Genomic DNA, 17437 nt, shown 5'->3' with positions numbered 1-17437 from the left:
CGGGCCCGTCCGGCCCTCAAGCACCATGCGCGCCTTCACGCTTTCCGATTTCGATTTCGACCTGCCGCCCGAACTGGTGGCCCAGCATCCCGCCGCCGAGCGCAGCGCCTCGAGACTGCTCGACGGCACGGTCGATCCACCCATCGGCCGCATCTTCAAGGACCTGCCCTCGCAGTTGCGCGCCGGCGATCTGCTGGTCTTCAACGACACGCGCGTCGTCAAGGCGCGCCTCTTCGGCGAAAAACCCACCGGCGGCAAGCTCGAGCTGCTGGTGGAGCGCGTGCTGCAAGGCAACGAAGTCGTCGCGCACATGAAGGTCAGCAAGAAGCCGCCGGCCGGCACCGCGCTGGCGATGGCCGGCGAGTTCCGGGCGACGCTGCTCGGCCGCTGGCCCGACGAGAACGGCGCGCTGTTCCGCTTCCGCTTCGACAGCGCCGCCGGTGAAGACCCCTATGCGCTGATGGCCCGCTGCGGCCACGTGCCCTTGCCGCCGTACATCGAACACGCCGACTCGCAGGACGACGAGCGCCGCTACCAGACCGTGTTCGCACGCGTGCCGGGTGCGGTCGCCGCGCCGACCGCGGCGCTGCACTTCGACGAGGCGCTGCTGGCCGAGCTCGAGGCGCGCGGCGTGCAGCGCGCCAACGTCACGCTGCACGTCGGCGCCGGCACCTTTCAGCCGGTGAAGACCGAGAACATCGCCGATCACACGATGCATGCAGAGCGCTACGAGGTGCCCGAGACGACGCAACGCGCCATCGCCGAAACCAGGGCGCGCGGCGGCCGCATCGTCGCGGTCGGAACCACCACCGTGCGCACGCTCGAATCGTGGGCCAAGAGCGGCGAAGCGGCGGGCGACACGCGCATCTTCATCACGCCGGGCTTCGCCTTCGAACACGTCGACCTGCTGGTCACCAACTTCCACCTGCCCAAGAGCACGCTCATGATGCTGGTGAGCGCCTTCGCGGGCTACGAGCGCGTGATGGCGCTCTATGCCCACGCGATCCGCGAGCGCTACCGCTTCTTCAGCTACGGCGACGCGATGCTTCTTTCGAGACAACCATGCTGAACTTCGAACTCCTCGCCACCGACCCCGCGAGCCATGCGCGCCGCGGCACGCTCTCGCTGAACCACGGCGTGGTGCAAACTCCGATCTTCATGCCCGTGGGCACCTACGGCACCGTCAAGGGCGTGATGCCGCGCAGCCTCGAGGAGATGGGCGCCCAAATCATCCTCGGCAACACCTTCCATCTCTGGATGCGTCCCGGCCTGGACGTGATGGCGAGCTTCGGCGGCCTCCACCAGTTCGAGAAATGGGACAAGCCCATCCTCACCGACTCGGGCGGCTTCCAGGTCTGGTCGCTGGGTGCGATGCGCAAGATCAGCGAGGAGGGCGTGAAGTTCGCGTCGCCGGTCAACGGCGACAAGCTCTTCCTCACGCCGGAGGTCTCGATGCAGATCCAGACCATTCTCAACAGCGACATCGTCATGCAGTTCGACGAGTGCACGCCCTACGACACCCAGGGCCACCTCACGACCGAGGCCGAGGCGCGCAGTTCTATGGAGCTCAGCCTGCGCTGGGCGCGCCGCTGCCAGGCGGAGTTCGCGCGGCTCGAGAACCCCAACGCGCTCTTCGGCATCGTGCAGGGCGGCATGTACGAGAACCTGCGCGAAGAGTCGCTGGCCCAGCTCGTCGAGATGGACTTTCCCGGCTACGCGATCGGCGGCGTGAGCGTCGGCGAACCCAAGGACGAGATGCTGCGCATCATGGCGCACACGCCGCACCGGCTGCCGGCGCACAAGCCGCGCTACCTGATGGGCGTGGGCACGCCGGAGGACCTGGTCGAGGGCGTGGCACAGGGCGTCGACATGTTCGACTGCGTGATGCCGACGCGCAATGCGCGCAACGGCACGCTGTTCACGCGCTTCGGCGACCTCAAGATGCGCAATGCGCGCCACAAGAGCGACCCGCAGCCGATCGATGCGAGCTGCAGCTGCCATGCCTGCGCCGGCGCATCAGGCGTGTCGTGGAACGAAGGCGGCCGCGACGGCTTCAGCCGCGCCTACCTGCACCATCTCGACCGCTGCGGCGAGATGCTGGGCCCGATGCTCACGACCATCCACAACCTGCACTACTACCTAAATCTGATGCGCGAGATCCGCGCGGCGCTCGATGCCGGCACCTACACGCAGTTCCGCGCGCAGTTCAAGGCCGACCGGGCCCGCGGCGTCTAGGATGCGCCTACTTGGCGCCAGGCACCTTGATGGGCAGCGGCGTCGTGTAGGGCTCGATGCGCAGCAGCTCGTTCTTGAACAGCGCGACCTGCCGCAGCGGCGCCTGCACCAGCGCGCCGCCCGCATCCTTTTGCGACGCGTACTGCCACACCGTCAAGGGACTCTTGTCCGCCAGGAGCGCCGCGAAGCGCTGCACTTCCGGCGTGCTGCCGGCGCCGAGCTGAGCCGCCTCGATGCCGACCACGATGTCGTCGCGCGGCGAAACCACCTTGAAGAGACGGAAGGTCGCCGGCTCCTGCGCATGGGTCACGAGGCTCGCCGCCGACAGCAAGGCAGCAGCGACCGACGCGACGTAAAGACCTGCGGCGGCATGGCGGCGAATGAGGTTCCTGAACATGATCGTGCTCTGAATCAAAGGCATCGAGCGTAGCCAGAACCCGCTCGCGCGAGAACACGCCGGAAGCCATACGCCGCACGCGGGAGTGCCCGCGTCAGCGCTGCGGCAGCAGCGACCAGCGCCCTGAAAGCGAGGCCCCGGGCGCGAGGACCGTGCCGCCCACTTCGCCGAGCCCATGGCGGTCCCACAGGTTGAAAGCATCGGTGCACTGGCTCACCGGCTCGGCGCAGAAATGATCCGCGCCGCTCGGGCAGTACAGGACGAAGAAGTCGAGCGGCGCCTCGGCCGCCATCGCCAGCGCGCACGAAGCCGTCGGCCATTCGATGCGGGCCTCACGCAGCCATCCTGTGAAGTTGTTGTCCAGATCGAGCTCGGCCAGCTCCACGCCTTCGCGCAGCCGGGCCACCTCTTGCGTCGGCTCGAGCGCGACCGGCATCACCTCCGCATCGCCACGCCACATGGCGCCGGTGTTCGCCGACAGGCGTGTGCCCGCGTGATGGATGAAGTAGGGGTGATGGCCGATGCCGGCCGGCATCGGGGCGCTGTCGCGGTTGATCAGCGTGATGGTGCAACGCAGCCCCGTCGCATCGAGTTCGAACAGCTGCGAGGCTTCGAAGCGCCAGGGCCACTGGGCATCGGCCTCGACGCTCAGCACGAGCTCCGCGCGGGTTGGCGAGGCCTCTGCCACCTGCCATGGCCGTTGCCAACCGATGCCGTGAAGCGGATGCCGGCCCGAGGGCCCCGCAGGATGGCCCGGCGCAATGGCGATGTCGCGCCCGCCGACATGCGCGCGGCCGTCGCGAAGGCGATTGCACCAGGGCAGGAGCGGAAAACTCGCCATGGCCAGGAGATGACGTGCGGCCAGCGCATCGGCCGTGGCCGGCCGCAACCAGTCGAAGCGCCGGCCGTCGCGCTCATCGTAGAGGGCTGCGATCGCGCCGCCGACCTCCGGCGCCAGCACCAGATGCAATGCGCCCGCCGCAAGATGCACCAGTTCGTCGTTGTCGTTCATGGGAGTGCGTGCCTTCGATCGTTGATGCGAACGCGGCATTCTCGGCCACCCGGGTGACACGCACCATCGTTGGCGTGGAGAATCGCAACTGGCACTTCGTTCCTGCACGGATCCTCCTCATGACGGCATCGCCCCCCTCCGCCTGCTATCCATCGCTCGCCGGCCGCAGCGTGTTCATCTCCGGCGGCGCCACCGGCATCGGCGAAAGCCTGGTGCGCGCCTTCCATGCGCAGGGCGCGCATGTGGGCTTCTGCGACATCGATGCGGCTGCGGGCTGCGCGCTTGCCGCCCGGTTGCGGGGCGAAAACGAGGTGCTGTTCCACGAGTGCGACGTGACCGACGTCGCAGCGCTTGGCGCAGCCATCGCCGCGGTGCGCGCGCGCTTCGGGCCGATCCGCGTGCTGCTCAACAATGCGGCCAACGACCGCCGCCACGAGATGGCCGACGTCACGAGCGAAGACTTCGATCGGCTGGTGGCGATCAACTTCAAGCACCAGTTCTTCGCCGCGCAGGCCGTGGCCGAGGACATGCGCGCGCAGGGCGGCGGGTCGATCATCAACTTCGGCTCGATCAGCTGGATGATCAAGGGCGCCGGCTACCCGGTCTACCAGGCCTGCAAGGCGGCCGCGCGCGGCCTCACGCGTTCGCTGGCGCGCGACCTCGGCAAGGCCAACATCCGCGTCAACTCGATCGTGCCGGGCTGGGTGATGACCGAGCGCCAGTTGAAGCTCTGGGTCAAGCCCGAATCCGAGGCCCAGATCGATGCCGCTCAGTGCCTGCCGGGCCGCGTGATGGCCGAGGACATCGCCAGCATGGCGCTCTTTCTCGCGGCCGACGATTCGAAGATGTGCACCGCGCAGGACTACGTGGTGGACGCAGGCTGGACCTGAGGCGGAATACCCGGCGCCGCCGCGGCAGCCGCACCGGTCCCGCAGGCGTGGCAGAAGCGCGAGAACGCGCTCTTGCGCGCTTCGCAGACGCCGCAGTGATCGAACAGGCCGATGCCGCAATGCGGGCAGAAATCGATCTCGGTGTTCTTCAGGTCCACCGGCCGTTCGCAGCCCGGGCACACACTCTTGGCGAGCCGCGCCAGCGCGGTGTCGTAGCTCAGCTCGTTGCGGCGCACCGTGTCGGGCTGCGCCTCGGCCAGCTTCTGGCGCGCGAGATAGCGGTTGAGCGCGATGATGGCGTAGCGCCCCACGAGCACGGTCACCACGATGCCGACCACGTAGCGCACATAGCCGCCATAGCTCGGCAGATAGGGCACGAGCTCGACGAAGAAGGCGAAGAGCGCGAAGTAGATGAAGCCCCACACGAAAGGCCAGTAGGTGCTCTTGCGCTTCTTCACGAAGAGCCAGCCGGCGATCAAGAGCAGCGGCAAGGTGAGCGCGAGCCGGTAGCCGAACACGCGCAGTTCGACGCGACGGTTTTCCGCCTCGAGCTTCTTGCGCGCTTCGTCTTCCAGCGGCGCGAGTTTCTGCTGCGCGCTCTGGCGCGCCTGCCGCGCATCGAGTGCGATCTGGCGCTGCGCGCCCACGGCCCTCTGGGCGTCGTCTTCCCTGGCCTTCAGCGTATCGAGCGCCTTGGTGCGCGCGATCAACTCGGTGTCCTGGTCGGGCTGCGCAGTGGCGCGCCGCGTCGCGAGCCAGTTGCCGAAGGTCTCGCGCGCCGCCCGGCTGGTCTGCTGGGCGGTCAGGAGCGCTAGCTCCGCCTGCTCGCGCTCGCGTGTCGACTCCTGCTCGGTGCGCTGCGCGTTGCGGATCGTGGCGCGAAGCGGCTCGGCCGCCGCCTTGTCGATGAAATCGTCGAGGGTCAGCGTGCGCTCGACCTGCGGCAGATCGCCGACGATCGTGCTGCCCAGCCCGACCAGAAAGCTCGCGAACACCAGCGCCACCACCCAGAGGCCGCGGCGAAACCACTTTTCGGACAAACGCAAGGACTTGCTCATCTCAATAGCTCCTGTTTCGATTCAAAGGTATCGCTGCCACAGCGCATTGCTCAGCCGTCCTTGAGGGTCTACCGCGCGCTTCACGGCCCGGAACGCATCAGCCTGAGGATAGGCGGCAGCAAATTGCGCCCGGGTCGCATGCAGCTGATAGGGCAGGTAATAGGTTCCGCCGCACTTCAGCGCAGCGTCGATCATGTCGCGGGTCCAGCGGCCGGCATCTTCCAAGGCTTGGGAGTCGGTGCGCTGCTTGTAGTACACGACGAATGAAAACACTTCCTCGCGTGCCCAAGCCAACATCGACACCTCGTCGGTCGTCGAATGCCGGATCGACACATTGAGCACTTTCGCCTGGTGCTTTCGGATGATCCGTGCCATCTCGGTTGCAAAGACGAGAAAGTGCTGCGTCGGAATGAAGTACTCCTGAAGCACGTAGGTGGATGCTCGCCGGCTGGCTGGCTCCAGCGAACGAAGGTCCAGGCTCGCCTCGTAGTTCAGCCAGACCACCTCCGGTCTATCGAGCAACGCAGGGCGGATGTATTTGCGCTGCAGCGCATCGCCGTTCGGCAGCTCGGTCACTGCCCAGACCATGCCCTGTTCCAGCCGATAGCTCCGATCGCGCGGAACCAGTCGTGCGGCCACCGTCAGTGGCTTGTCCGAGCGACGCCAGCTCACGGCCGATGCCTCGTCGAAAAAGGGCGGGACCAAGTCAGCGTTGTGCAGGAGGAATCCGTTTGCGGCCCGCACTTCCCGCTCGAACCAGGCCGGATAGTCCCGCAGCGCCAGTGCCTCGACCGTGCGTTCGATCCGCACGTTGTCGTCCAGTGCAAGCTCGACCTCCGTGATCACGCCGACGGCGCCGTAGCCGCCGATGGCCGCGCGAAAAAGCTCCGGGTGCTTCTGACGATCGACCTCGACGATCTCGCCATCGGCCAGCACCAGCTGCAGCGCTCGCACAGAGTGCCCGATCGGCCCATGGCCCACATACCGGCCATGAGCGTTCACCGACACGGAGCCGCCGACGGTGAAGTTGGCATAGCTCTGCATGGTCTGCACCGAGAGTTGATGTGCGTCGATGTGATCCTGCAGGTCGCGCCAGCGCATGCCGGCCTCCACACGCACCGTCTTCGTGTCGGGGCGCAGCCAGACCAGCCGATTCATTTCACGCATGTCGATGTGCAGGCCACCTGCGACTGCAACCTGGCCGCCCATGGAATAGCGTCCGCCGCCTACAGCGATCAGGCCGGGCCACTCGAGAAGCGCGTTGCGAACTGCTTCGCGCGAGCGCGGAGTCACCACACGTTCGACTTTCACCGTGTAGAGCCGCGTCACGTTCTCGACGGGGTGCAGCGTTCCGCTATGGACCTCCGTGGGCGAGACCAGCAGCAGGCCGGCCCCCATCAGTGCGGCGGCGAGCAGGGTGCGGCGCGATACTAGGATGCCGCTTGCCGGGCTCATAGGCGCAGCACCACCGGCGCGGCGCCGAGCCCCGCCCGCGGCAGCCAGGCGAACACCGAATCGACCGTCACCGTTTCGATCCGATCGGAGAAGCGCTTCTCGTTGGGATGGTCGTCGAAGGCCACGTTGGCCGAACCCACGCGTCCGCCGAGTCGCGTGAGCGGCCCGAGCTTCAGCACGCCGGGCTCGTAGCCCTTGAACTGCAGCCAGGCCTGCGCCTGCTCGCGGGTGCGGATGGTGCCGGGCTCCATCGCCGCAGCCAGCGTCTCGATCGCCCATTGGTTCGACTGCTGGTACTTGTGACCCCAGGCGTAGCTCACGATGCTGTAGGGCGCGGCGTGCAGCCGCGTGATGCGAGCGGGCGATTCGTTGAGCGCCGCCAGCACCTGCGCCTGCACGGCCGGCGCCGGGATCACCCAGGCGGCCTCATGGCGCCAGAGGTCATCGAGGAAGAATTCGCCCAGCCCTTGGCGATAGATGGCTGCCACCGCCGTGCCGCACTGGTTGAGCTTGTGGACCACGCGCCACGTTCCCGCCTCTGTCTTGTAGGCCAGGCCCAGATGCGAGTAGCGCAGGCCGTACTTGCTCAGGTCTTGCCCCGCACGCGCCAGCAGCACGACCCGCGCACCGCTTGCATCGAGCCCTTGTGCCGTGCGCTCGGCGAGCTGCATACCCTTCATGACCGCCGCCGCGCCGGGCTTCTGCTGTTCACAGGAACGACCGGCGTGCGCGTTGAGCGGAAACAGGAAGAGCCCCGCCAGCACCACGGCCGCCGCCGCCGCAAACACCTGAAGAATGGCCCGGAGCATTCGGCGCGGGCGGGAAACCTGGGCCCGGTACTCGATCTCGTAGGGGCCGAAGTTGGTGGGCGCGCGCCTCATGACAGCCTCTCGTTGTAGAGCAGCGCGCGGCCGACCGCATTGGGCACGAAGGCCAGCACCTCGCCGGCCGCCGACAGCACGATGCCCGAGCCGATCACGCTGACCGTGACCATCGTGCCGACAACGACCGAGGCACCGTGGGCCGCGCGGCCCAGTACCTTGACGCTGGCGCGGGCGCCATCGGAGGCACGTTCGAGCAGGTAGACGGTACCGTCGACCGATGCCTCTACCGCCACCACCGTAAGCACCGAGCCACCCACCGACAGCGCCGCGGGCAAGGCCACCGCGGCACTCGCCGCGCTGCCGGCCACCGAGGCGACGCCGACGACCGAGGCCAGCGGCAGCATCGAGAGCGCTGCCGAGGCTTCGCTCTGTGCATGAGCGTGAAGCGGGACGGCAACACCCGCCATCGCGGCGCAAGCCGCCATCAGAACCGTGACGAAGGACTTCTTCATGATGTGCTTTCGAAAGATGAGGTGTATGGAGTGCTTCATTCGCCCTGGCCGGTTTCGGCGCGGGCTTCGCGGCGGCCTTGGAGGCGCGCCTCGGCGAGATAGGCTTCATGGCGGTCGCGCAGGGTCTTGGCGAGCGTGAAGGCCGAGCTGATCAGGAACAGCCAGCTCACGCCGAGAAAGGCCTTGTAGGTCTCGCTGATCTCCATCCGCAGCAGGCCCCAGCCGGTCAGGCCCATCGCGGTGAAGAAGCCGCCCCAGACGACCAGCTTCCACATCGGCGTGTCGCCGGCACCGGGCGTGGTGCCGCGCTGGTTGTCACGCACGAACTTCGCCAGCACGAAGGCGGCCGAGAGGCAGAACACGTAGCCCATCACCATGAACGCGCGGTCCAGCGCCTGCCCCGGCAGCCAGCCGAGCCCGGTCGCGCAGAGGAACACGGCCATCCCGAAGGAGATCCAGACCTGGACTTGCCAGGCACGGGTGTCGCGTTGGATGGAAACGGTGGAAGAGAAGGGTTGCATGAATGCCTCGCGGCGTAGTGAAGGTGCGCGAATGATGGTTCGCACTTCCTCGGCGAGGCGCAAATTACTGCACCAGTGGCACCTTGCGACGCCTCCGGTATCTCTAGTCGATACCTTGGCGCACCCGACGGCGCAGCAGGTCGTCGCGCGTGAAGGGCCGCTCCGTACCGGCCAGCCGCACCGCGATCACCCCGAGCGCGTCGTGCGTGGGCGCTGTAGTGCCGGGGCGCAGGAAGAGCATCGGCGAGACCATGCTGATCAGCAGCAGGATCCAATGAAGCCGCGGCGGCGGCCGGTGCTGTTGCTGCCACAGGAAGAACGCGCTGACGGCCGCGCCCAGCGCGAATCCGGCGGCCACCTCCGACTTGGAATGGGCATAGATCGCCAGCCTCGACAGCCCGATGAGCGCAGCGAAGACCCAGCCGAGCGTGGCGGCGGAGACGCGCACGCGCGGTTCCCAATGCGCTGCGGTCAGCCAGAAGGCGACCGGCCAGACGCTGGCCGAGAGCATGGTGTGCCCGCTGATGCCGGTGAAGTTGAGCATGGCGCTGCCGATGCCCCAGCCCATGAAGGCGATCTTCGAAGCGGCCACCATGGCGCCGGCGGAGCCGAACAGCGCGAGCCAGCGCCATGCGATCGGCCGTGTGACCGTCCGCACGCCCAGCCACACGGCAATCCAGGCCGCGACGGGCAGCAGGAAGCCGCTGTCACCAAACCAGGTGATTGAATACCAGAAGCCGTCAGGCAGGAACAGCATCAGCTCGGCTGGCTTTCCAGCAGCCCGCTCACGCGCCGCTGCAAAGCCTCGGGCTGCACCTCGGCGTGCCGCATCGCACTGCCGACATGGAGCCCCACCCGGCTGAAAAAGCCGCGCCGGAACGGACGCACCATGGCTACGTTCTCGCCGTCGCGCACCTCGACGCGGCTGAAGTAGGAGCCCCAGAGATTGGTCAGCGCCATCGGGATCACCGGCGGATCGATGCCCTCGGCACGCGCGGCCTCGAGGATCTTCATCACGCCGCCCTTGAAGGGCTGCAGGCTGCCGTCGCGCGTGATCGCGCCCTCGGGGAAGATGGCGAGCAGATCGCCCTCGCGCAGCACCTGTACCGCGCGCGCGAAGGCTTCTTCATAGGCTGCCGGGTCTTCCTTCTGCGGCGCGATCGGAATGGCCTTGGCCAACCGGAACAGCCAGCCGAGCACCGGCACGCGGAAGATGCGGTGGTCCATGATGAAGCGGATCGGCCGCGGGCTCGCGGCCATCAGCAGCACCGCATCGATGAAGCTCACGTGGTTGCAGACCAGCACGGCAGCGCCCTCGGCCGGAATGTGCTCCTCGCCCTTGACGTCGAAGCGGTAGACGATGCGCGACAGCACCCAGGCCACGAAGCGCAGCAGGTACTCCGGCACCAGCATGAAGATGTAGAAGGCCACCACCGCATTGGCGATGCCGGTAAACAAGAAGATCTGCGGGATCGTGAAGCCGGCCTTGAGCAGCGCGCCGGCGATGACCGCGCTGCCGATCATGAACAGGGCATTGAGGATGTTGTTGGCCGCGATGATCCGAGCCCGGTGCGTGGGCTGGCTGCGCAGCTGGATCAGCGCGTACATCGGCACGCTGTAGAGCCCCGCGAAGAGCGACAGCAGGCCGAGGTCGGCCATCACGCGCCAATGAACGGACTGGGCCATGAAGGCAGCGAGCCCCATCTCCGCCGCGGGCGGCAGCGCGCGCGAGGCGAAGTAGAGATCGATGGCGAACCCGCTCATGCCGATCGCGCCCAGCGGCACCAGGCCGATCTCCACCTGGCGGCGGCTCAGGGTTTCGCACAGCAGCGAGCCGATGCCGATGCCGACCGAGAACACCACCAGCAGCAGGGAGGCGACCTGCTCGTTGCCGTGCAGCACCTCCTTCGCGAAGCTCGGGAACTGGCTCAGGAACACGGCGCCGAAGAACCACATCCACGAGATGCCCAGGAGCGAACGGAACACGACCAGGTTGCCGTGCGCCAGCTTGAGATTGCGCCAGGTTTCGCTGAACGGATTCCAGTTGATCACGAGGCCCGGATCGGTGGCCGGCGCGGGTGGAATCGCCTGCGCCACCGCGCGCCCCGCGAGCGCCAACAGCACGCAAGCCACCGCCACCGTGGTGTGGCCGACCTGCGGCAATGCCACGAGAAGGCCCCCGGCCACCTGTCCCAGCAGGATGGCGACGAAGGTCCCCATCTCGACCATGCCGTTGCCGCCGGTGAGCTCCCGCGCATCAAGCACCTGCGGCAGGTAGGCGAACTTGACCGGACCGAACAGCGTGGAATGCAGCCCCATCAGGAACACGCAGCCCAGCAGGACCGCGGCGTCCGCACGCATGAAGCCCCACGCCGCCACCGCCATGATCGCGATCTCGAGATTCTTGACGAAGCGGATCATCTTCGTCTTGTCGTACTTGTCGGTGAGCTGCCCCGCGGTCGCCGAGAACAGCAGGAAGGGCAGGATGAAGAGTGCGCCGATGGCCAATCCCGCCATGGCCGGCGGCATCCAGCCCAGCTGCAGCTGGTAGGTCACCATCACGGTGAATGCGAACTTGAAGAGGTTGTCGTTCGCCGCGCCAGCGAACTGGGTCCAGAAGAACGGGCCGAACCTCCGCTGCCCGAGCAAGGCGAATTGATTGGCGTGCGCATGCGCTTCGGGCGCGATGGCAATGGAGGCGTCGACCGGTGCTGTCATGCGAATTCCCTGGCGGGTTCCTCAGGCCGTCACCGCGGCCGCGCCCGGATTGTGCCGCAGCGTCTGCCGTCCCATGGACTGCAGCGCATGCAGCACCGGCAGCGCCGCCAGCGCCGCGACCAGGTGCTTGAGGCTGTGGCCCGACATCAGATGATGCGTCGCTTCGTAAATGGCATGGTCCGACAGCTCGAGCAGCTTGGCCAGCGCGTAGAAGAAGATCACCCAGCCGAGCCTGAGGCCGATGGCGCCGTCCAGGGGCTTGGCAAGTGCCAGCGCGAGCACCAGCGCCATGCCGCCGAACTGGACCAGCGCCCACGGCAGCACGTTGCCGCTCACCTGGTGGACGGCCACCGCCAGCAGACCGCCGGTCAGCGTGAACCAGGCGGCCGGCCAGCCGGCGCGGGCGCTGACTCGCTCGCAGACGGCACAGCCGATCAGGCCGGCGAAGGCCACCGCCATGCCGGCGCGGTCCGCCGCCAGCCGCAGGCCGTCGGGCTGCAGGTGGTAGAAGGCCGAGCCGGCGGCGATGAGGATCAGGCCCGCGAAGAACATCCAGGCGCAGTCGAGCGTGTTGACCGGCGGCTGGGCCATGGCCTGGGGCAGCGGCGCGGCGTCCTGCGCCTCCTCGTGCGCCCGTTCCAGCCAGCGCAGCCAGCGCAGCCCCCAGACGCCGATCACCGCGAAAGGCAGGTTGCTCAGCACGTCCATCGCATAGGGCACGCCGTGCCAACCGCGGTCGTCGGCGAAAGGCGCGCCGCCCAGGCCGGGCGCCGGCAGGGCCGGGCCGGCGATCGCAAGCAGCAGGAGCAGGACGAAGAGGGACAAGAGGCCAAGTTCGCGGCGGGTCAGACAAGGCAGAGGCATGGCGGGCTCCGGGTGATGTGTGTGCGGCGGAATGTAGGTTGTCAACCGCTCCGGGAGCATCGAGAATCGATACGGAGTACTTTTTCACGACCTCAGGTATCAAATCCCAATACTCCCGCCATGAGCACCACCGTCGACCTTGTGCAGGCTCTCAAGAACGAGCTCAAAACCGCCCGCATGACCTATGCGGATCTCGCCAAGTCGCTCGACATGGCCGAATCCAGCGTCAAGCGCATGCTCGCCAAGGGCGACATGCCGCTCACGCGGGTCGATGCGATCTGCCGTGCACTCAAGATCGACTTCGCCGAACTCGCCCGCCGCGTGGCCGATGCGCAGCCGCTGCTCAAGGAATTGACGCTCGAGCAGGAAAAGGCCGTGGTCAAGGACAAGAAGCTGCTGCTCCTGGCCATCTGCGTCCTGAGCCAGTGGACGCTGGAGCAGATCGTGACCGCCTACCGGATCAGCGAGGCGGAATGCATCGGCTACCTCGCGCAACTCGACCGCATCGGCATCATCGAGCTCCGGCCGCTGAACCGCTACCGCCTGAAACTCGCCAAAACCTTCCGCTGGCGCCCGCACGGGCCGGTGATGGACTTCTTCCGCGAGAACGTGGTGCTCGACTACTACCGAGGCGGCTTCGACGGGCCGGCCGAAGGCCTGCTGCTGGTTCACGGCTCGATCAGCCGCTCGCTGGCGCCGGCCTTTCTGGACCGGCTGCAGCGCGTGGCCCAGGATTTCGCCCAGCAACACCAGACCGACCAGAAGCTCTCGCCCAAGGAGCGCGAGGGCTACACGCTGCTGCTGGGCATGCGCAATTGGGAGTTCGAGCTGTTCACCCGCCTGCGCCGCGCGTGACGGCCAGGAAACCGGTTTCTAAGCTAAGATTCTTACCGCAGAAAAGCGGATGCATCGACATCCCACCGTTGGCGCAAACTCCCATGAACGCTCAGGTGAACCTTGCATCGGTTCGAATCACTGCTCATTTAGTCAATTGCCGTCTGGAGAGTCATCACGCCAGGTGATGCGCCGAAGGAGCAAGTCCGTTGCAAGTCGCAGCGGATGAATCTCTCAGGTACCAAGGACAGGGGGAGCGGCATCTGAACCCCGGGTTACGGCAGCTCCGCACAGTGAGCGCCCAAACCCGCCGTTCATGCCATCCCAAAAGGATCTGGACATGCGCGTGGTTGTACTCGGCGCCGGCTTGCTCGGCGTGACATCGGCCTATTACCTTCAACAACTGGGCCACGAAGTGACGGTGGTCGACAGGCATGCCACGCCGGCCGCCAAGGCGCGCGGGCGCGTCGACACGGTCGTCACGGCCGCGGCCGACCAGCTTCTTCGGCAATCCGCCGCTCGCCGTGCCGCCCGCGCGAAATGGGTGGGGCTGTACGTGCGCCTGCGGCGACGCTTCGCGAAGCTGCTCGATCGCGCCATCGGCGAGGCGCCGAAATCCAAGCCGATCGAACACCTCGTCCGCCTGGGCGCCTACAGCCGCGACATCGTGCGTTCGTTGCGCGACGAAGCCGGCGTGCCCCCGGGCCAGCGCAACCCGGGCCTGCTGAGCATCTACACCGATGCCGACGCCTTCAACGCCCGGCTGGCGCGCGCCTCTCATTGGAAAGAGCTGGGATGCGAGGAGCGCCTGGTCTCGGCCGAAGAGGCGCTGCGCATCGAGCCGGCCCTGCAGGCCCTGCGCGGCGAGCTCGCCGGCGCAGCCTATTCGCTCGACGATCCGGCGGCGCGCGACCCGGCCCAGTTCGCGGCCAGCATGGTGTTCCTGTGCCGCGCGGCCGGCGTGCGCTTCCTGACCCAGCACACGGTGATCTCCCTGGAGGAGCGCGCAGGCCGCATCGACCATGTCGAGCTGCTCGATGCCGACGGCCAGCCCGTCGTCCTGCGCGGCCAGGCCTATGTGCTGGCGCTCGGCATCTCCAGCGCGATGCACGCCGAAAAGCTGAAGATCGCCATGCCTTTTCGCTTCCTGCGCGAATACATCGTCACGATCCCTCTCAAGGACGCGACCCGCGCACCGCGCGTCGCGCTGCGCGACCGGCAGGGCAAGCTGGGCATCCGGCGCATCGAAACGCCGGGCAGCGACTGCCTGCGGGTCTCCGCCACGGTACGCGCCAGCTTCGACGAAGAGAGCGAGCCCGATTCGGACCGCGTCGACGCCATCCTGCGCCGCATCGAAACGCTGCTGCCCGGCGCGGCCGACACGGCGCATGCCTCCCTCGAGACGGTCGTGCATGCCGTCAGCCGGGACGGGCTGCCGATGATCGGCAAGACCCGCCTGTTCAACCTGTTCCTCAATGTCGCGCCGGGCGCGCGCGGCTGGATCAACGCCTGCGGCGCCGGCAAGTCGATTGCCCGGATCGTGAGCGGCCTCAGGCCCGAGCTCGAGTTCGCCTTCAGAAATCCGTAGCCGCGCGCGTCCTCGCCGCCTTACAATTGCTGCACTGCAGGAGAGCGGGCCGCGGGAAGCGGCTCCACCGAAGGCGCAAACTCCCATAAACGCTCAGGTCGGCTCACGCGATGAGCCTGTACTGCATCAACTGTCAAAGCCGTCTGGAGAGCCATCACGCCATGTGATGCACCGAAGGAGCAAACCTGCTGCGGGCGCAGCGGGTGAATCTCTCAGGTACCGAGGACAGGGGGAGCGGCAACTTGGACGCATGGTCCGGTTGCTTTCTTTTTCGAGCTTCCGTTTCCGTTGCGTTCAAGCGCTGCAACCTCAAAGGTTCTCGAAATGCGCGTGATCGTTCTCGGCGCCGGCCTGCTCGGCGTGACCTCGGCTTACTACCTCCAGCAACTCGGCCACGAAGTGACCGTGATCGACCGGCAGGCCACACCGGCTGCCGAAACCAGCTTCGCCAACGGCGGCCAGATCTCGGTCAGCCATGCCGAACCCTGGGCCAACCCGAGCGCGCCGCTCAAGGTGCTGCAATGGCTCGGCAAGGAAGATGCACCGCTCCTCTTTCGCATCCGCGCCGACATGCGCCAGTGGCTCTGGGGCCTGCAGTTCCTGCGCGAATGCACGCCGGCGCGCACGCGCCACAACATCGAGCAGATCGTGCGCCTGGGCACCTACAGCCGCGACACGCTGCAGCAGCTGCGCCGCGACACCGGTCTCAGCTACGACCAGCGCACCCAGGGCATCCTGCACTTCTATACGACCCAGAAGGAATTCGACGGCGCACTGAAGCCGGCCGAGCAGATGCGCGCACTGGGCTGCGAGCGCCAGGTGATCTCGGCCGACGAGGCGGTGAAGATCGAGCCCGCGCTAGCCCACATCCGGCCCCAGTTGGCCGGCGCCACCTACACGGCCGAAGACGAATCTGGCGATGCCAACCGCTTCGCGCGCGAACTGGTCGCACTGGCCTCTGCGGCCGGCGTGAACTTCCTCATGAGCCACACCGTGACCGCGCTGCGCGAAGCAGGCGGCAGCATCGACCACGTGGAAGCGACAGACAACGAAGGCCGCTTCCAGCGCATCCGCGGCGACGCCTTCGTGCTGGCGATGGGCTCGCTGAGCCCGCTCTACGCGACGCCGCTGGGCATCCGGCTGCCGATCTACCCGGCCAAGGGCTACTCGGTCACGCTGCCGGTGAAGGATGCCTCGAAGGCGCACCAGGTCTCTTTGACCGACGACGAGTACAAGCTGGTGTTCTCGCGCTACACCTCGGCCACCGGCGACCGCCTGCGCATCGCCGGCACGGCCGAACTCAACGGCTACGACCGTGACCTGAACCGCGTGCGCTGCGAGGCCATCGTGCGGCGCGTCGAAGAGCTGTTCCCTGGCGCCGGCGACAGCACGCAAGCCCAGTTCTGGACCGGACTGCGGCCGGCGACGCCCAGCAACGTGCCGCTGATCGGCAAAACGAAGCTGCCGAACCTGTTCCTCAACACCGGCCACGGCACGCTGGGCTGGACCCACGCCTGCGGCTCGGGCAAATCGATCGCGCGCATCGTGAGCGGCCTCAAGCCCGAGGTCGACTTCGCTTTCGCCACCTCCTAGGTCCCAGTCTCAGTCGCGCAGCAACTCCTGCATCAGCTCGCGCAGGATCGGCAGCGCCGGCGCCTCGGTGCGCCGGCGCAAGGTCACGAGGCCGAAACGCGCGACGCCATTAAGCTCGGGTTTCATCTTCAGCTCGACCAGGTCTGGCGCCGCCGCGCGAATGGCCAGCAGCACGGCGTCGCTCCGGCGCACCACCTCCACCAGGCTCGGGACTTCCTCGCACTGCAGCGTCACGCAGAGTGCCGGGTGCGCCTCGGGTCCATAGGCCTCGACCAAGGTGCGCGCCACCTCGTCGCTCAGCGGCGTGGAGGCTACGGGATAGCGCTGAACCGCCTCGAAGCTCACCCCGCTGCGAAGCCGCGCGAGCGGATGGCCGCGGCGGCACATGAAGACGCCACGCATTTCGTGCAGTGCGCTCAGCTCCAGGTCGGCCGCGGGCTTCAGCGAACGCGCATCGACCACCAGCGCATCGAGCGTGCGCGCGCGCAACGCCTGCGCCAGCAAATCGGTGCCGCCGCGCGACACGACCACGCGCATCTTCGGATGGCGGGTCGCCATGCGCATCAGAAAAGGCGTCATCAGCATCGCGCCGGGACCCGAGCCCATGCCGATGCGGATCACGCCGCCCTGCCCCTCGCGCATTAGCCGGCCGCTGTCGCGCAACTCGTCGGCCTCGAACACCAGCTGGCGCGCGCGGTTCAGCACTTCGCGCCCGAAAGCGGTGAGTTCGTTGCGGCGTCCGACCCGGTCGAACAGCGGCATACCCAGTTCGTCCTCGAGCGCGCGGATGCTGCGGCTCAACGCCGGCTGGGTCAGGTGCTGGGCCTGTGCGGCCTTGCTGAAGGAGCCGCTCTTTGCGAGCGAGATCAGATGCCTTAGTTGAACCAGCGTCATCGTGGGTGCCCGGCAAAGTAGTGCATCGAAGTCATGCTAATG

At 67.3% G+C, this 17437-nt stretch carries 17 protein-coding genes and 3 riboswitches; of the genes, 6 read left to right on the top strand and 11 right to left on the bottom strand.

Annotated elements, in window-relative coordinates:
* Nucleotides 1–25 precede the first annotated feature (25 nt).
* Together queA and tgt are read left to right on the top strand one after the other, a co-directional pair.
* On the top strand, nucleotides 26–1069 hold the full coding sequence (gene queA, locus ACSQ9A_RS03280; protein WP_436302672.1) for a tRNA preQ1(34) S-adenosylmethionine ribosyltransferase-isomerase QueA: 1044 nt from the start codon (nucleotides 26–28) through the stop codon (nucleotides 1067–1069).
* The gene (tgt, locus tag ACSQ9A_RS03275; protein WP_436302671.1) at nucleotides 1063–2235 is read left to right on the top strand and encodes a tRNA guanosine(34) transglycosylase Tgt; all 1173 of its coding nucleotides are present in this window, start codon (nucleotides 1063–1065) and stop codon (nucleotides 2233–2235) included. Before queA ends, tgt begins: the two co-directional genes overlap by 7 nt.
* A gap of 7 nt (nucleotides 2236–2242) precedes the next feature.
* Here tgt and ACSQ9A_RS03270 read toward each other — a convergent pair whose 3' ends face one another.
* On the bottom strand, nucleotides 2243–2632 hold the full coding sequence (locus ACSQ9A_RS03270) for a hypothetical protein (protein ID WP_436302670.1): 390 nt from the start codon (nucleotides 2630–2632) through the stop codon (nucleotides 2243–2245).
* Nucleotides 2633–2726: 94 nt separating this feature from the next.
* The gene (locus ACSQ9A_RS03265) at nucleotides 2727–3644 is read right to left on the bottom strand and encodes an aldose 1-epimerase (RefSeq protein ID WP_436302669.1); all 918 of its coding nucleotides are present in this window, start codon (nucleotides 3642–3644) and stop codon (nucleotides 2727–2729) included.
* 119 nt (nucleotides 3645–3763) lie between these two features.
* Here ACSQ9A_RS03265 and ACSQ9A_RS03260 point away from each other — a divergent pair, with 119 nt between their 5' ends.
* Nucleotides 3764–4534, top strand: coding sequence for an SDR family NAD(P)-dependent oxidoreductase (locus ACSQ9A_RS03260; protein WP_436302668.1), 771 nt, complete (start codon nucleotides 3764–3766; stop codon nucleotides 4532–4534).
* Here ACSQ9A_RS03260 and ACSQ9A_RS03255 read toward each other — a convergent pair.
* The 8 genes from ACSQ9A_RS03255 to ACSQ9A_RS03220 form a co-directional block, all read right to left on the bottom strand.
* On the bottom strand, nucleotides 4507–5592 hold the full coding sequence (locus ACSQ9A_RS03255; protein ID WP_093105245.1) for a serine endopeptidase: 1086 nt from the start codon (nucleotides 5590–5592) through the stop codon (nucleotides 4507–4509). The genes ACSQ9A_RS03260 and ACSQ9A_RS03255 overlap by 28 nt on opposite strands.
* Nucleotides 5593–5613: 21 nt before the next feature.
* Complete coding sequence (locus tag ACSQ9A_RS03250; RefSeq protein ID WP_436302667.1) at nucleotides 5614–7047, bottom strand: FAD-binding oxidoreductase; 1434 nt, start codon at nucleotides 7045–7047, stop codon at nucleotides 5614–5616.
* Nucleotides 7044–7856 (bottom strand): DUF2145 domain-containing protein, encoded by an 813-nt coding sequence (locus tag ACSQ9A_RS03245; RefSeq protein ID WP_436294493.1) that lies wholly within the window; start codon nucleotides 7854–7856, stop codon nucleotides 7044–7046. Before ACSQ9A_RS03245 ends, ACSQ9A_RS03250 begins: the two co-directional genes overlap by 4 nt.
* A 68-nt stretch (nucleotides 7857–7924) precedes the next feature.
* On the bottom strand, nucleotides 7925–8383 hold the full coding sequence (locus ACSQ9A_RS03240) for a hypothetical protein (protein ID WP_436302665.1): 459 nt from the start codon (nucleotides 8381–8383) through the stop codon (nucleotides 7925–7927).
* A 35-nt stretch (nucleotides 8384–8418) separates the two neighbouring features.
* Complete coding sequence (locus tag ACSQ9A_RS03235) at nucleotides 8419–8904, bottom strand: YiaA/YiaB family inner membrane protein (protein ID WP_436302664.1); 486 nt, start codon at nucleotides 8902–8904, stop codon at nucleotides 8419–8421.
* A gap of 103 nt (nucleotides 8905–9007) precedes the next feature.
* Nucleotides 9008–9661 (bottom strand): phosphatase PAP2 family protein, encoded by a 654-nt coding sequence (locus ACSQ9A_RS03230; protein ID WP_093105233.1) that lies wholly within the window; start codon nucleotides 9659–9661, stop codon nucleotides 9008–9010.
* Entirely contained in the window at nucleotides 9661–11622 is a 1962-nt protein-coding gene (locus ACSQ9A_RS03225; protein WP_436302663.1) for an MFS transporter, read from the bottom strand. The genes ACSQ9A_RS03230 and ACSQ9A_RS03225 overlap by 1 nt, the downstream gene beginning before the upstream one ends.
* Nucleotides 11623–11643: 21 nt before the next feature.
* Entirely contained in the window at nucleotides 11644–12486 is an 843-nt protein-coding gene (locus tag ACSQ9A_RS03220) for a hypothetical protein (protein ID WP_436302662.1), read from the bottom strand.
* A gap of 120 nt (nucleotides 12487–12606) precedes the next feature.
* On the opposite strand from ACSQ9A_RS03220, the gene ACSQ9A_RS03215 reads away from it, so the two are divergent.
* The 3 genes from ACSQ9A_RS03215 (at nucleotide 12607) to ACSQ9A_RS03205 (ending at nucleotide 16501) form a co-directional block, all read left to right on the top strand.
* Nucleotides 12607–13341, top strand: a complete 735-nt coding sequence (locus ACSQ9A_RS03215) for a helix-turn-helix domain-containing protein (protein ID WP_093105224.1) — start codon at nucleotides 12607–12609, stop codon at nucleotides 13339–13341.
* Nucleotides 13342–13474: 133 nt separating this feature from the next.
* Nucleotides 13475–13581, top strand: a riboswitch (glycine riboswitch).
* 79 nt (nucleotides 13582–13660) lie between these two features.
* The gene (locus tag ACSQ9A_RS03210) at nucleotides 13661–14908 is read left to right on the top strand and encodes an FAD-dependent oxidoreductase (protein ID WP_436302661.1); all 1248 of its coding nucleotides are present in this window, start codon (nucleotides 13661–13663) and stop codon (nucleotides 14906–14908) included.
* A gap of 27 nt (nucleotides 14909–14935) precedes the next feature.
* Nucleotides 14936–15026, top strand: a riboswitch (glycine riboswitch).
* A gap of 15 nt (nucleotides 15027–15041) precedes the next feature.
* A riboswitch (glycine riboswitch) is annotated at nucleotides 15042–15147 on the top strand.
* Between the two features lie 85 nt (nucleotides 15148–15232).
* A complete protein-coding gene (locus ACSQ9A_RS03205; RefSeq protein WP_093105219.1) occupies nucleotides 15233–16501 on the top strand; it encodes a D-amino acid dehydrogenase in 1269 nt (422 codons plus the stop codon).
* 9 nt (nucleotides 16502–16510) lie between these two features.
* Here the strand turns inward: ACSQ9A_RS03205 and ACSQ9A_RS03200 are convergent, their stop codons facing one another.
* The gene (locus ACSQ9A_RS03200) at nucleotides 16511–17395 is read right to left on the bottom strand and encodes a LysR family transcriptional regulator (protein WP_436302660.1); all 885 of its coding nucleotides are present in this window, start codon (nucleotides 17393–17395) and stop codon (nucleotides 16511–16513) included.
* Nucleotides 17396–17437: the final 42 nt, after the last annotated feature.

It is taken from the genome of Variovorax sp. LjRoot290 (assembly GCF_964253985.1).
Taxonomy (GTDB): Bacteria; Pseudomonadota; Gammaproteobacteria; order Burkholderiales; family Burkholderiaceae_C; genus Variovorax.
This window is presented reverse-complemented; position numbering and strand designations above follow the sequence as displayed.